Annotated in this window: 10 protein-coding genes; 7 read left to right on the top strand and 3 right to left on the bottom strand. The window is 76.0% G+C overall.

Features of this window, described 5'->3' with window-relative positions:
* Nucleotides 1-4: 4 nt before the first annotated feature.
* The gene (gene eccCa, locus GA0070614_RS14515) at nt 5-3,961 is read right to left on the bottom strand and encodes a type VII secretion protein EccCa (RefSeq protein WP_088976461.1); all 3,957 of its coding nucleotides are present in this window, start codon (nt 3,959-3,961) and stop codon (nt 5-7) included.
* Nucleotides 3,962-4,061: 100 nt separating this feature from the next.
* On the opposite strand from eccCa, the gene eccD reads away from it, so the two are divergent.
* Nucleotides 4,062-5,462 carry a type VII secretion integral membrane protein EccD gene (gene eccD / locus GA0070614_RS14510; RefSeq protein WP_088976460.1) on the top strand — a complete coding sequence of 467 codons (1,401 nt, stop codon included), beginning with the start codon at nt 4,062-4,064 and terminating at the stop codon, nt 5,460-5,462.
* 53 nt (nt 5,463-5,515) lie between these two features.
* On the opposite strand, the gene GA0070614_RS14505 is transcribed toward eccD, so the two are convergent.
* The gene (locus GA0070614_RS14505; RefSeq protein ID WP_088976459.1) at nt 5,516-6,022 is read right to left on the bottom strand and encodes an inorganic diphosphatase; all 507 of its coding nucleotides are present in this window, start codon (nt 6,020-6,022) and stop codon (nt 5,516-5,518) included.
* A gap of 153 nt (nt 6,023-6,175) precedes the next feature.
* Here GA0070614_RS14505 and dacB point away from each other — a divergent pair, with 153 nt between their 5' ends.
* From dacB to GA0070614_RS14485, 4 genes are read left to right on the top strand one after another with little or no spacing between them, the layout of a single operon-like run.
* Nucleotides 6,176-7,996 (top strand): D-alanyl-D-alanine carboxypeptidase/D-alanyl-D-alanine endopeptidase, encoded by a 1,821-nt coding sequence (gene dacB, locus GA0070614_RS14500; RefSeq protein WP_088976458.1) that lies wholly within the window; start codon nt 6,176-6,178, stop codon nt 7,994-7,996.
* Nucleotides 7,997-8,053: 57 nt separating this feature from the next.
* Nucleotides 8,054-9,121 carry a zinc-dependent metalloprotease gene (locus GA0070614_RS14495; RefSeq protein WP_088976457.1) on the top strand — a complete coding sequence of 356 codons (1,068 nt, stop codon included), beginning with the start codon at nt 8,054-8,056 and terminating at the stop codon, nt 9,119-9,121.
* 10 nt (nt 9,122-9,131) lie between these two features.
* Complete coding sequence (gene tilS / locus GA0070614_RS14490; RefSeq protein WP_088976456.1) at nt 9,132-10,118, top strand: tRNA lysidine(34) synthetase TilS; 987 nt, start codon at nt 9,132-9,134, stop codon at nt 10,116-10,118.
* Nucleotides 10,119-10,167: 49 nt separating this feature from the next.
* Nucleotides 10,168-11,802, top strand: a complete 1,635-nt coding sequence (locus GA0070614_RS14485; protein ID WP_088976455.1) for a gamma-glutamyltransferase family protein — start codon at nt 10,168-10,170, stop codon at nt 11,800-11,802.
* A gap of 19 nt (nt 11,803-11,821) precedes the next feature.
* On the opposite strand, the gene GA0070614_RS14480 is transcribed toward GA0070614_RS14485, so the two are convergent.
* Complete coding sequence (locus GA0070614_RS14480) at nt 11,822-12,784, bottom strand: GlxA family transcriptional regulator (RefSeq protein ID WP_088976454.1); 963 nt, start codon at nt 12,782-12,784, stop codon at nt 11,822-11,824.
* Nucleotides 12,785-12,935: 151 nt separating this feature from the next.
* On the opposite strand from GA0070614_RS14480, the gene GA0070614_RS30585 reads away from it, so the two are divergent.
* Complete coding sequence (locus GA0070614_RS30585) at nt 12,936-13,073, top strand: hypothetical protein (protein ID WP_172892437.1); 138 nt, start codon at nt 12,936-12,938, stop codon at nt 13,071-13,073.
* 100 nt (nt 13,074-13,173) lie between these two features.
* Complete coding sequence (gene hpt, locus GA0070614_RS14475) at nt 13,174-13,749, top strand: hypoxanthine phosphoribosyltransferase (protein ID WP_088976453.1); 576 nt, start codon at nt 13,174-13,176, stop codon at nt 13,747-13,749.
* The last annotated feature ends 338 nt before the right edge of the window (nt 13,750-14,087 follow it).

Genomic DNA, 14,087 nt, shown 5'->3' with positions numbered 1-14,087 from the left:
CCACTCACACCGGCGGCAGGTGGGCCAGCTGGACCAGCCGCACCCCCTCCCGCCGGGTCACCAGCCGGCCGCGTCCCGGGGGCAGCGGACCCGGCCGCACCGGGCCCACCAGTTGCCCCTCGTCCGGGCTGCCGCTCATCACCAGCCCGGCGGTGGACAGCTCCCGCAGCCGCTGCACGACCGGCTCGTACTGGGCCCGGGCCGCGCCGCCGGACCGGCGGGCCAACACCAGGTGCAGCCCGATGTCGCGGGCCTGCGGCAGGTACTCCTCCAGCCCCCGCAGCGGGTTCGCCGGGCCGTTCGCCACCAGGTCGTAGTCGTCGACGAGCACGAACAACTCCGGCCCGGACCACCAGGACCGCTCCCGCAACTGGGCCGGGGTCACCTCCGGCCCCGGTATCCGGGCCTGCATGTAGCCGGCCACCGACTCGATCAGCTCGCCGGTGTACGGCGCCGCGCTGCCGTACCCGATCACGTGCGGCAGCTCCTTGAGGCCGAGCAGGCTGCGCCGGTAGTCGACCACGATGATCCGGGCCTGCTCCGGGGCGAACCGGTGCACGATCGAGGTGGCCAGCGCGCGCAGGAACGACGACTTGCCGCACTCGGCGTCGCCGAAGACCACGAAGTGCGGCTCGGTGGCGAAGTCCAGCGCCACCGGACGCAGGTCCGCCTCGGCCACCCCGATGGGGAAGGCCAGGCCGGTGGCCGCGCCGACGTCCAGCTCGGCGTAGGGCAGCACCGGCGGGAGCAGGCGCACCCGGGGGGCGGGCGGGCCGGACCAGGCGCCGGCGACCGCCTTCACCAGTTCGGCCGTCTCCGCCCCGGCGAGCTGCGGCAGCGCCGTGAGGAAGTGCAGGCCCTGGGCGGTGATGCCCCGGCCGGGGCTCTTCTCCGGCACGCTCGCCGCCGCGACCCGCTTCACCACCGAGTCGGACGGATCGCCGAGGCGCAGCTCCAACCGGGAGCCGAACAGGTCCCGGATCGCCGGCCGGAAGTCCATCCAGCGCACCGCGCTCGCCACCACGTGCACCCCGTACGACAGGCCCCGGGTGGCCAGGTCGGTGATCAGGGGTTCGAGGTCGTCGTACTCGCCCCGCAGGGTGGCCCAACCGTCCACGACGAGGAACACGTCGCCGTACGGGTCGACGGTGGGCTGGCCGGCCGCGGCCAGCGCGGACCGCCGCTGCCGCCAGGCCGCCATGGACTCCACCCCCAGCTCGGCGAAGCGGCGTTCCCGCTCGGCGAGCAGGGTGGCGATCTCGCCGATCGTCCGGCGGACCACCGTGGGGTCGGCGCGACCGGCCACCCCGCCGACGTGCGGCAGGTCGCGCAGCGCGGCCAGCCCGCCACCGCCGAAGTCCAGGCAGTAGACCTGCGCCTCGGCCGGGGTGTGGGTCAGCGCCAGCGCGCAGACCAGGGTGCGCAGCGCGTGCGACTTGCCGCTCTGCGGCGCGCCGACCACGGCGACGTGCCCGGCGGCGCCGTCCAGCGCCAGCCAGAGCAGGTCGCGGCGCTGCTCGAAGGGCTTGTCCACCAGCGCCACCGGCACCTGGAGCGCGCCGTGCAGCTCCGGGTTGGCGACGGTGAGGCCGCGCTGCGGGTCGGCGCCCGCCGGGCCGAGCAGCTCGTCGAGGGTGGGGGCCCGGTCCAGCGGCGGCAGCCACACCTGGTGGGCCGGTGGGCCCTGCCCGGCGAGCCGGCCGACCAGCACGTCGAGCAGGCTCTCGGCCTCCTCCTCGACGGCGGTCAGCGCCGCCGGGGCGGCCGGCTCGGGCACCGGCACCAGGTGGGTGGAGAAGGTCAGCAGCCGGGGCGTGCCGCCGGCCCCGCCACCGCCCGCGCCGCCACGGCGGCGGACCGGCCCGGAGACGTACGCGGCCCGGAACCGGACCAGCGGGTCGGTGCCGGCGCGCAGGTAGCCGTGGCCGGGGGAGCGGGGCAGCTCGTGCGCGTCGGGCACGCCGAGCACCGTCCGGGACTCCAGCGCCGAGAAGGTCCGCAACCCGATCCGGTACGACAGGTGGGTGTCCAGCCCGCGCAGCCGCCCCTCCTCGAGACGCTGGCTGGCCAGCAGCAGGTGCACGCCGAGGGACCGGCCCAGCCGTCCGATCTGGACGAACAGGTCGATGAAGTCGGGCTTGGCCGACAGCAGCTCGGAGAACTCGTCGCAGATCAGCAGCAGCGACGGCAGCGGGGCGAGCGGGGTGCCGGCGGCCCGGGCCCGCTCGTAGTCGCGCAGGCTGGCGAAGTTGCCGGCCCGGCGCAGCAGCTCCTGCCGGCGCATCAGCTCGCCGTTGATGGCGTCCACCATCCGGTCGACCAGCGGCAGCGCGTCGGCCAGGTTGGTGATCACGGCGGCGGTGTGCGGCAGCCGGTCGAAGGAGGCGAAGGTGGCGCCGCCCTTGAAGTCCACCAGCACGAAGTTGAGCTGCTCCGAGCTGTGCGTGGCGGCCAGGCCCAGCACCAGGGTGCGCAGCAGCTCCGACTTGCCGGAGCCGGTCGCGCCGATCAGCAGCCCGTGCGGGCCCATCCCGTCCTGCGCCGACTCCTTGAGGTCCAGGTCGATCGCGCCGCCGTCGGCGCCCACCCCGATCGGCACCCGGAGCCGTTCCCGGGGCGAGCGGGGCGCCCAGCCCTGCTCGGCGGTGAAGCCCTCCGGGTCACCGATGCCGAGCAGTTCGGGCAGGCCCGGTTCGGCCCCGGGCGCGGCCTCCCCACCCCGTACGGCGGTGGCGAGCCGCAGCGGGGCGAGCCGGCGGGCCACCGCCTCGGCGTCGGCCGGCTCCAGCCGGTCGGCGGTGCCCACCTCCGCGTGCCCCTCGACGGACCAGGAGTGCAGCCGGTGGCCGCGCAGCTCCAGCAGGAGGGCGTACCGGTCGAGCAGGCGGGGCGGCGGGGTGTCCAGGTCGATCACGGTGACCGCGTCGATGCCGCCGTCGCCGGTCAGGTCGGTGGCCCCGGTCAGGTCGCCGCCGTCGAGGAGCACCACCACGTGCGGGCCGTCGGTGGCCGGGCCGGCCGGGCTGAACCGGGACCGGCTGCCCAGCACGTCGTCGAGGAGCCTTTCCAGCTCGGCGGCGGAGCTGGTGACCAGCCGCACCGGGCCGAGCGCGTCGGTGTGGACGGGGTGGTGCGCGTGCGGCAGCCACTTCACCCACTCCCACAGCGCGCGCCGTTCCGGCCCGGCGCAGACGGCGATGAGCAGCTCGTCCGGGGCGTGGAAGACGGCGAGCTGGGTGAGCACCGCCCGGGCCAGCGCCTGGGCGGCGGGGGAGCCGGTGGGTGGCGAGCCGACGCCCGGCTCGCCCTTGACGTGGACCCGGGCGAAGCCGCGCAGGGAGAGCGCCACCGGCAGGTCCGGCACCACCGAGTACGCGTCGAGGAAGCGCCGCAGCGACCCGGCGGTCATCGGCTCCAGCTCCTCCAGCGGCCGGGTGACCGGGGGGACCAGGGGGGTGGCCAGGGTCTGCGGCCCGACGGCGACCCGGACCACGGCGAAGTCCGGATCGCCGGGCCGGCGCTCCCACACCCGGTGGCTGTCCACCGTCGACCAGAGCCGGCCCGGGTCGGGATGGCGGTAGTAGAGGCCGGCCCGCTGCTGCCGGGCGGTCTGCCGGACCCGGCGGCGCAGCGCGGTGAGGTGCCGCAGGTACTCGCGGCGGGCCGCCATCATCTCGGACTTCTTCGGGGTGCCCGAGGCGCTGCCCCAGGAGGTCACCAGCATCGCCAGGCTGGAGAGCCCGAACAGCCCGCCCACCACGTACGAGTAGGCGCCGCCGCCCCGGCCGAACATCATCGCCATCGCCACCGTGCCGCCCAGCATCGGCAGCACCATCAACGCCTGCTGCCACCGGCCGCCGGTCACCGCCGGGATCTCCGGAGGCGCCTCGACGGGCAGCTCACCGACCGGGATCTCCGGGGCCGGACGGCGCGGTGGCCGCTTGATGACGACAGTGGACACGAGGCCTCCCTGTGGCGCTCGGTAACCCGAGCCTGGCTCATGGTAGGTAAAGTCCTGTCGTCCGTCAGCCACCGCTCCCGATCGATATGGAGACCAGTCGATGACCACCGGGCTGGCCAGGGTCACCATCAGCGCCCCCGGGCGGCGCGTCGACGTGGCCCTGCCGGAGCAGGTTCCGCTTGCCGAGCTGCTGCCCGAGGTGCTGCGGCACGCGGGCGAAGGGCTGGCCGACGACGGCGAGCGGCACGGCGGCTGGGTGCTGCGGCGTACCGACGGCGCGGTGCTGGCCACCGCGCAGGCGCTGCTGCCCCAGGGGGTGCGCGACGGCGAGGTCCTGCACCTCGTGCCGGCCCACGACCAGTGGCCGGAACTGGAGTACGACGACGTGGTCGAGGCGATCGCCGACGGCGCCCGCCGCCGGGGCAGCGCCTGGTCGCCGGCCGCCACCCGGGCCGCCACGCTCGCCGGGGCGGGCGTGCCGCTCGCCGTCGGGCTGGTCGCCCTCCTGGCCGGCGGGCCGCAGCACCGCGCCGGCTGGCCGGTCGCGGTCGCCGTGGCGCTGCTGCTCTGCGTCGCCGGCGCGGTCGCCTCCCGGGCGTACGGCGACGGCGCGACCGGCGCCACCCTCGCCGGGTACGCGCTGCCGTACGCCTTCGCCGCCGGCGCCCTCGCGGTCGCCTCCGGCGACCCGGTCGGGGTGTTCGGCCCGCTGCCCTGGCTGGGCGCTCCGGAGCTGCTGGCCGGCTCGGTGGCGCTGCTGCTGGTCGCGGTGCTCGGTCTGCTCGGTGTCGCCACCCGGCTGCGGATCTTCGTGGCCGGCGCGACCGTCGGCGTGGTCGGCGCCCCGGCCGCCCTGGGTGGGCTGCTGCTCGACCCGGCCGGCACCGCCGCGGTGCTGGCCTGCGTGCTGGTCTTCGCCGTCGGCGCGCTGCCGCTGCTGGCCATCCGGCTGGGCAAGATGCCGCTGCCGCCGATCACCCTGCCGAGCGGGCCGGCCGGTGGCCCCGACGGCGTGCGGGACCTGCCGGACCGGGCCCGGGTGCACGCGGCGGTGGCCCGGACCGAGGAGATGCTGACCGGGATGCTCATCGGGCACGCCGTGCTGGCGGTCGTCGCCGCGTACGTGCTCGGGGTGACCGGGGGTGTGGCCGGGCGGCTGCTGGTGGCGGTCAGCGCCGCGGTGCTGCTGCTGCGTACCCGGCTCTTCGTGGCGGTGCGCCACCGGGTGCCGCCGGTGCTGGCCGGGCTGGCCGGGTTCGGGGTGCTGGGCGTGCTGCTGGCCACCGGCGCCGGTGCCGCCGGCCTGCTCGCGCTCGCGGTGGGCGGGCTGCTGGTTGCGCTCACCGCCGTGGCGGCGGGCACGACGTACGCGCGGCGGCCGGTCTCGCCGTACCTCGGTCGGGTGGCCGACCTGACCGACACCGCGCTGGTGGTGGCGGTGGTGCCGGTGGCCTGCGCGGTGCTGGACCTCTACGACGCCGCGCGCGGCCTGCTCGGTTGACCCCGACGACGAAGGCCCGGGCGGATGCCCGGGCCTTCGCGACGTGCTGGTCGTCAGTGCGTGGACTCGCCGCGCTCCTCGGCCTCCTTGGCCCGCCGGTACGACGCGGCGATCTCGGCCTCGGCCTCGACCCGGCCGACCCAGGTCGCGCCCTCGACCGACTTGCCCGGCTCCAGGTCCTTGTAGACCTCGAAGAAGTGCTGGATCTCCAGCCGGTCGAACTCGCCCAGGTGGTGGATGTCGCGCAGGTGCTCCTGGCGCGGGTCCTCGTAGGGCACGCAGAGGACCTTGTCGTCCCCGCCCTTCTCGTCGGTCATCCGGAACATGCCGATCGTGCGGCAGCGGATCAGACAGCCCGGGAAGGTCGGCTCGGGGACGAGCACCAGGGCGTCCAGCGGGTCGCCGTCCTCGCCCAGGGTGCCCTCGATGAAGCCGTAGTCGGCCGGGTACTGGGTCGACGTGAACAGGGTGCGGTCCAGCCGGATCCGGCCGGTCACGTGGTCCACCTCGTACTTGTTGCGGTGACCCTTCGGGATCTCAACCGTGACGTCGAAATCCATCTTCCACGCTCCCTCGTCTGCCCACGCTGGCTGAACGGAACCACTGACGCCCCCGGTACGGGTGAATGGCCACCCGCCGGCTCCGGACGCCGCATAGTCTTCGGACCGAAGTAGTGTCGCCCAGGCTGGTTCCGCACGCGGAAGGAGGGGGTCGTGGGGAGGGAAGATTCACACTACCGCCCGGACGGGGTTGACGGACGCGGATCCGGCGGATCCGGTTCCGGGGCCGCCAGTGGCCGGGTCCGGGTGCCCGGTGTCCACCCGTCCGACCGGTCCGCGGGCCCGTCCGGCCCCGGCTCCGACCGGCCTCCGCAGGGCCCGGACCGGCCCGCCGCCGGATCGGCCCGTGTCCCGTCCGGCCCGCCGCCGGCCGCCGGCTCCGCCCGGCCCGCCGGCTCCCAGGTGTACGGCTCGACGCCGGTGTCCCCGGCGTCCGGTCCGGTGCCGGTCTCGCCGGCCGTGGGCGCCGTGCCGGTCTCCCCGCCGCCGGCCGGGGCCAACCCGCCGTCCCCACCCGCCCCCGCGCCGCGCCGCCGACGCCGGCTGCTGCCGGTCGCCGCGTTCGTCGCCGTGCTGCTGCTCGCGCTGGCCGGGTTCGCCGTGCTGGTCCGACCCGGCCCGGTCGCCGGCTGGCTGGGCGACGAGGCCGACCCGCCGGCCACCGCCCGCGCGCCCGAGCCCGACCCGGCGCCGGTGCTCGCCGGCCCCGACGCGGGCGCGCCGCAGCCCACCCCCGACGGGGTGCGCGCCGCGCTCGACCCGCTGCTCGGCCAGCCGGCGCTCGGCAGCCGGGTCAACGTGTCGGTGGCGGACGTGACGACGGGACAGTCGCTCTTCACCCGGGGCGGCGACGACGGCACCGTGCCCGCCTCGGTGACCAAGCTGGCCACCGGGGTGACCGTGCTGGAGGCCCGTGGCCCCGGCCACCGGATCCCCACCCGCGCGGTGGCCGGCGCCAACCCCGGCGAGGTGGTCCTGGTCGGCGGTGGCGACCCGACGCTGGCGGTCGACGGCAAGGGCTTCTATCCCGGTGCGGCCCGGCTCGACACCCTCGCCGCGCAGGTGAAACAGGCGCTCGGCGGCACCGCCCCGACCAGGGTGATCGTCGACTCCACCCTCTTCCCCGGCCCGGTGCACGCCCCCGGCTGGGACCCCGACATCCCCACCGGCGGGTACGGCGCGGCGATCACCGCGCTGATGACCGACGGCGCGCGGACCGACCCGGAGACCGCCCGGCGGACCTTCGACGACACCCACGGCGCGGCGCAGCGCGACCCGCAGCCCGACCTGGCCGCCGGCCGTGCCTTCGCCCGCCTGCTCGGGCTGGGTGACGCCCCGGTGACGAAGGGCAGAGCCCCGGCCGACGCGGGCGCCTCGACCGGCGCCGCCCCGGCACCCGGCGCCGAGCTGGGCAAGGTCGAGTCGCTGCCGATGATCCGGCTGGTCGACATCATGATCAGCGACTCCGACAACGTGGTCGCCGAGGCGCTGGCCCGCCAGGTGGCGCTGGCCCGCAACCAGCCCGCCTCGTTCAGCGGCGGGGCGGCGGCGATGGACGCGGTCCTCGCCGAACTGGGGCTGCCCGCCGACGAGATCACCCTCTCCGACGCCAGCGGGCTGTCCCGGAAGAACCGGATCAGCCCGTCCCTGCTGACCGACCTGATCGCGCTCGCCGGCAAGGGCGACCACCCCGAGCTGGCCGGCATCTTCGGTGGCCTGCCCGTCGGCGCCTGGTCCGGCACCCTCGGCGACCGGTACCGGGCCGCCGCCACGAAGGCCGGCGCCGGGGCGGTGCGGGCCAAGACCGGCACGCTGACCGGGGTGCACGCCATCGCCGGGCTGGTCACCACCGCCGAGGGTCGGCTGCTCACCTTCGCCGTGCTCACCGACCGGGCCCCGGCCGGCGACCCGGACGTCACCCGGCAGGCCCTCGACCGGATCACCGGCGCGCTGGCCGCCTGCGGCTGCCGCTGATCCGGCCCTGCCGTCGCGCGCCCGGCCGGGGTGTTCCGGCGCGGGTACGGTGGGTGCATGGCGCAGTTCGTGGACTGGGATCTGGCCGCCGCGACCGCGGGGGCGCTGGGCAAGTCGGGCCCGCGTGTGTCGTACGCGGAGGCCGCCGAGGCGGTCGGCGAGCTGCGGCGGCTCACCGACGAGGCGGCCGGGCACGTCGCCGACTACACCGGGCTGCGCTCGCAGGTGTCGCACCCGCCGGTGCGGGTGGTCGACCGGCGGGACTGGGCCGCCACCAACATCGCCGGCCTGCGTGAGGTGATCACCCCGCTGGTCAGCCGGCTCTCCGGCGACAAGCGTCCCGGCCCGCTCACCGAGGCGGTCGGTTCGCGGGTGACCGGCGTGCAGGCCGGCACCGTGCTGGCGTACCTCTCCGGCCGGGTCCTCGGCCAGTACGAGGTCTTCTCCGCCGATCCCGGCCAACTGCTGCTGGTCGCGCCGAACATCGTCGAGGTGGAGCGGAAGCTGGAGGCCGACCCGCGCGACTTCCGGCTCTGGGTCTGCCTGCACGAGGTCACCCACCGCACCCAGTTCACCGCGGTGCCGTGGATGCGGGCGTACTTCCTCGGCGAGGTGCAGGCGTTCGTGGACGCCTCGCAGGGCAGCGAGCACCTGCTGGAGCGGCTGCGCCGGGGCGTCTCCACGCTCTCCGACGCGGTGAAGGACCCGGAGAGCCGGACCAGCGTCCTCGACATCGTGCAGACCCCCGCCCAGCGGGCCGTGCTGGACCGGCTCACCGCCCTGATGACGCTGCTGGAGGGGCACGCCGAGTTCGTGATGGACGGTGTCGGCCCGCAGGTCATCCCGAGCGTGGAGCGGATCCGGGCGGCGTTCAACCGGCGTCGCGAGGCCGGCAACCCGCTGGAGAAGGCGATCCGCCGCCTGCTCGGCGTGGACGTCAAGATGCGCCAGTACGCCGAGGGCCGCAAGTTCGTGCACGGCGTCGTCGACCGGGTCGGCATGGACGGCTTCAACAAGATCTTCGGCTCCCCGCTGACCCTGCCCCGGCTGGACGAGCTGGGCGACCCGGACGCCTGGGTGGCCCGGGTGCACGGGCCGGCCGGCGCCACCCCCACCGCCGGCTGAGCGGACGGCCGTGGCCGCCCTCGCCCCGCCGGTCGCCGCCATCCGGATCGCGGTCCGCCGGGCGCTGACCGGGTTGCCCGGCGACGGGCCGGTCCTGGTGGCCTGCTCGGGCGGGGCCGACTCGCTGGCCCTCGCCGCCGCCACCGCCTTCGTCGCGCCCCGGCTGGGTCGCCGTGCCGGCCTGGTCACCGTCGACCACGGGTTGCAGGCGGGTTCCGCCGGGCGCGCCGCCGACGTGGCCCGGTGGGGCGTCGAGGCCGGGCTCGACCCGGTGGAGGCGGTCCCGGTGACCGTGGCCGGACGGCCCGGTGGCCCCGAGGCCGCCGCCCGCGACGCCCGCTACCAGGCGCTGGTGGACGCCGCCCACCGGCACCGGGCCGCCGCGCTGCTGCTCGGGCACACCCGTGACGACCAGGCCGAGACGGTGCTGCTCGCGCTGGCCCGGGGCGCGGGGCCGCGTGGGTTGGCCGGGATGCCGCGACGCCGGGAGCTGGCCGGGGTGCCGCTGCTGCGCCCGCTGCTCGACGTCACCCGGGAGCAGACCCGTACGGCGTGCGCCGCGCTCGGGCTCACCGCGTGGGAGGACCCGCACAACACCGACCCGTCGTACGCCCGGGCCCGGGTCCGGGCCGACGTGCTGCCGGTGCTGGTCGAGGCGCTCGGCGCGGGGGTGCTGGACAACCTGGCCCGCACCGCCCGACTGGTCGCCGCCGACACGGCCGCCCTGGACGACCTGGCCGGCGCCGCGCTGGCGGGGGCACGGGCCGGGGCGGACGGGCTCCTGGTGGCGGCCCTGGCCGACCTGCCCGAGGCGGTCCGCACCCGGGTGCTGCACGCCTGGGCGCGGGAGCTGGGCGCGCTGCCCGCCGCGCTGTCGCACCGGCACGTCGCCGCGCTCGACGCGCTGGTCACCGACTGGCGCGGGCAGGGTGCCACCGCCCTGCCCGGGGGAGTGCGGGTGATCCGCCGCGACGGCACGCTGCGGCGCGTCCACTGACGCACCCGTACCGCTCGCCGGGAGCCGCCGCAGGCGGTAGACATGGCGGATGGCGTACCCCCGACTGCCGCTGCTGGCCCCTCACGGCGCCGTCGCGACCAGCCAGCCGCTCGCGGCGGCCGCGGGCCTGGCCGTGCTGCGGCGCGGCGGCAACGCCGTCGACGCGGCGCTGGCCACCGCGATCACCCTGACCGTGGTCCAGCCGCCGTCGAACGACATCGGCGGTGACCTTTTCGCCATCGTCTGGGACGGCGAGCGGCTGCACGGCCTGAACGCCGCCGGCCGGTCCCCGGCCGGGCTGACCCGTGAGGTGGTGCTCGCCGCGACCGGGCGGCAGCCGGCGACGCCGCCCGAGGCGCTCGGTGGCGCGCAGGCGTACGGCCCGGCGATGCCGGCCCGGGGCTGGCTGCCGGTCACCGTGCCCGGCGCGCCGGCCGGCTGGCGGGACCTGCACGACCGGTTCGGCTCGCTGCCCTTCGCCGACCTCTTCGCCGACGCGGTCGGGTACGCCGAGCACGGCCACCCGGTCTCCGCCGGCACCGCCGCGACCTGGGCCCGCGCCATGGCCGGGCACGAAGGTCTGCACGGCGAGGAGTACGCCGAGTTCGACCGGGTGTTCACCCTCGACGGGCGGGCGCCCCGCCCCGGCGAGCGGTGGCGCAACCCCGACGCCGCCCGGACCCTGCGCCGGATCGCGGAGACCGGTGCGGCGGACTTCTACACCGGCGAGATCGCGGCGGCGCTCGACGCGCACGCCGCGCGCACCGGCGGCCTGCTCACCGGCGACGACCTGGCCCGGCACGCCTCGACCTGGGTCGACCCGGTCGCCGTGTCCTACCGGGGCCACGAGGTCTGGGAGCTGCCGCCGCCCGGCCAGGGCCTCGCCGCGCTGCTCGCGTTGGGCATCCTCGACGGCACGGACCTGGCCGGGCGCACCGTCGAGGAGCGGGTGCACCGGCAGGTCGAGGCGGTGAAGCTGGGCTTCGCCGACGCCCACGCCCACGTGGCCGACCCGGAACGCGCGCCGTCCCCGACCGCCGCCCTGCTCGACCCGGGGTACGTGGCCGCCCGGCGGCGGCTGGTCACCGACTCCGCCGGCGACCCGGTGGCCGGGGAGCCGGAACGCGGCGGCACGGTCCACCTCTGCGCCGCCGACGCGGGCGGGATGATGGTCAGCCTCATCCAGTCCACCTACCTGGCGTTCGGCTCGCACGTGGTGCTGCCCGGGTACGGCTTCGCGTTGCAGAACCGGGGCCTGGGTTTCCGGCTCGACCCCGACCACCCGAACGTGGTCGGCCCGGCGAAGCGGCCGTTCCACACGATCATCCCGGGTTTCCTGACCCGCGACGGCGCGCCGGTCGGGCCGTTCGGGGTGATGGGCGGGCACATGCAGCCGCAGGGGCACGTGCAGTTCGTCTCCGCCGCCCTCGACGCCGGTGCAGACCCGCAGGCCGCGCTGGACGCCCCGCGCTGGTACTGGCACACCGGCCGGACCCTGCTCGTCGAGCCGGAACTGGCGGCCGAGCCCGGCCTGGTCGACCGGCTGCGCGCCCGGGGGCACGAGGTCACCGTCACCGCCGAGCGGGCCGCCTTCGGGTACGGGCAGGCGGTCTTCCGGTCGCCGTCCGGCGGGTACGTGGCGGGCACGGAGTCCCGGGTCGACGGCGCCGCCGTCGGCTACTGACGCCCGGGGCGGCCGGTGGTCAGTGGGCGGCGACGCGGTCCCGGAACGTGGTGCGGTACGCGTGCGGGGTGGTGCCGATCCGGCGGCTGAAGTGGTGGCGCAGGGCGGCGGCGTCGCCGAAGCCGGCCCGGTCGGCGACCGCCTCCACGGTCAGCGCGGTGTCCTCCAGCAGCCGCCGCGCCAGCAGCACCCGCTGGTTGGTGAGCCAGTCGTGCGGGGTGGTGCCGGTCTCGGCCCGGAACCGTCGGGCGAAGGTGCGCGGTGACATGCCGGCCCGGCCGGCCAGCTCCTCCACGGTGGTGGGCCGGTCCAGGTGTCCCATCAGCCACTCCAGCACCGGCTCCAGGGTGGGCGCCTCGGGGGCCTTCGGGATGGGGGCCTCGACGTACTGGGACTGCCCGCCGTCGCGGTGCGGCGGGACCACCATCCGGCGGGCGAGCCGGGTGGCCGTGGCCGAGCCGTGCTCCTGGCGGATCAGGTGCAGGCAGGCGTCGATGCCGGCCGCCGTGCCGGCGCTGGTGAGCAGCTTGCCGTCCTGGACGTAGAGCGAGTCGCACTTCACCCGCGCGGTCGGGTGCCGGCGTTGCAACTCGTCGACGTACCGCCAGTGGGTGGTGCACTCCCGGCCGTCGAGCAGCCCGGCCTCGCCGAGCAGGAAGGCGCCCGAGCAGACGCTGAACAGGTACGCCCCCCGCTCGGCGGCCCGGCGCAGCGCGTCGAGCACGCACGCGGGGGCGGTGGTGCCGTGCTGGTGGGCGGGGACGGCGACCAGGTCGGCGTCCTCGACGGCGGAGAGGTCGGTGTGCGGGGTCAGCTGGAAGCCGGAGGAGGTGCGCACCGGCGCGCCGTCGGGGCCGCACACCCGGAAGCGGTAGGCGGGGAACCCGTCGGCCGTGCGGTCGGTGCCGAAGACCTCGGCGAGCACGCCGAGTTCGAAGGTGGCGACCCCGTCCAGGGCGACGACGGCGACGGTGTGCAGCATGTGACGAGGGTAACCGCAGCGGTGGCAGGAAATCGAGGAGGGATGGCATTCCTGCCACTGTCCGGGCCCGGGCGACGGGCGGAGACTGGTTCCAGTCCGGTGCGCACCGGCGGCGAAAACCACTCATACCACCGCGAAAGCGAGCGCCGCCATGGAGTTTCTGCTGCTGCTTCTGTTCCTCGTCGTCCTGGCCGTCGCCTCGGCGGCCGGCCTCACCTCCGACAGCCGCGACTCGGCCGACTGGAAGCCCACCGACGACGGTCGTCGCTGGCACTCCCGTGCCTACTGAGGTACTTCGTCGGGTTTGCCGGGAAAATCCGCGTCGGGACCGCTCCAAAAGGGGCGGCCCCGCCGACGGAGGTCGACCGGCGTACGGCAGGCTAGGAGTCATGGCTGACGGCTCCTGGTACGACGCCGACATCGATCACGTGATCATCTCCGAGGCGCAGATCCGCGAGAAGACCGCGGAGCTGGCCAAGCAGGTCTCGGCGGACTACGCCGGCGTCGAGGACGGACTCCTGCTCGTCTGCGTGCTCAAGGGCGCGGTCATGTTCATGGCCGACTTCGCCCGGGCGCTCGGCCGACACGGCCCGCCGGCCGAACTGGAGTTCATGGCCGTCTCCTCGTACGGCCAGGGCACCACCTCCTCCGGCGTGGTCCGCATCCTCAAGGACCTGGACCGGGACATCGCCGGCCGGCACGTGGTCGTGGTGGAGGACATCGTCGACTCCGGCCTGACCCTCTCCTGGCTGCTGCGCTACCTGGAGTCCCGCTCGGCGGCCAGCGTCGAGGTGGTCGCCCTGTTCCGCAAGCCGGACGCGGTGAAGGTCCCCGTCCCGGTGAAGTACGTCGGCTTCGACATCCCGACCGAGTTCGTCGTCGGCTACGGCCTCGACTTCGGTGAGCGGTACCGCGAGCTGCCGTACGTCGGCGTGCTCAAGCCCGAGGTCTACGCCCGGGCCTGAGCCCTCCGCCGGGCCGGTGTCCGCCGGCCCGGCGACCGTTCGTATCGGTGTCCATCGAGCGGACGTTCAGCGGGCTCTCAGCGAATCCGACTACGGTAGGTGTCGGTGGCGTGGAGTCAACTCCGCGTCCGGCCCCTCGACCCGCGTGACCGGGCGGTCGGGTCGGCCGGCTGCGGAACTCTCCGCCACACCGGCTGAAACCTCGGTTCGCCGTCCGCGTAAGTGCTGGGCTCGCAAGCTCACATCTGGCACGAACGGTGTACCGTCGAATGACCGCGGCGCGGCAGTTCGCGCCTCGGGGTCGAGGCCGGCCCGCACGGCGGCCCGGCGTCGCCGAC

It is taken from the genome of Micromonospora coxensis, from assembly GCF_900090295.1.
Classification (GTDB): domain Bacteria; phylum Actinomycetota; class Actinomycetes; order Mycobacteriales; family Micromonosporaceae; genus Micromonospora; species Micromonospora coxensis.
This window is presented reverse-complemented; position numbering and strand designations above follow the sequence as displayed.

Coding starts and splice junctions, on each gene's coding strand:
- eccD (WP_088976460.1), top strand. CDS start 4,062: ATGACCACCGGGCTGGCCAGGGTCACCATCAGCGCCCCCGGGCGGCGC.
- GA0070614_RS14505 (WP_088976459.1), bottom strand. CDS start 6,022: ATGGATTTCGACGTCACGGTTGAGATCCCGAAGGGTCACCGCAACAAG.
- GA0070614_RS14495 (WP_088976457.1), top strand. CDS start 8,054: ATGGCGCAGTTCGTGGACTGGGATCTGGCCGCCGCGACCGCGGGGGCG.
- GA0070614_RS14485 (WP_088976455.1), top strand. CDS start 10,168: ATGGCGTACCCCCGACTGCCGCTGCTGGCCCCTCACGGCGCCGTCGCG.
- GA0070614_RS14480 (WP_088976454.1), bottom strand. CDS start 12,784: ATGCTGCACACCGTCGCCGTCGTCGCCCTGGACGGGGTCGCCACCTTC.
- GA0070614_RS30585 (WP_172892437.1), top strand. CDS start 12,936: ATGGAGTTTCTGCTGCTGCTTCTGTTCCTCGTCGTCCTGGCCGTCGCC.
- hpt (WP_088976453.1), top strand. CDS start 13,174: ATGGCTGACGGCTCCTGGTACGACGCCGACATCGATCACGTGATCATC.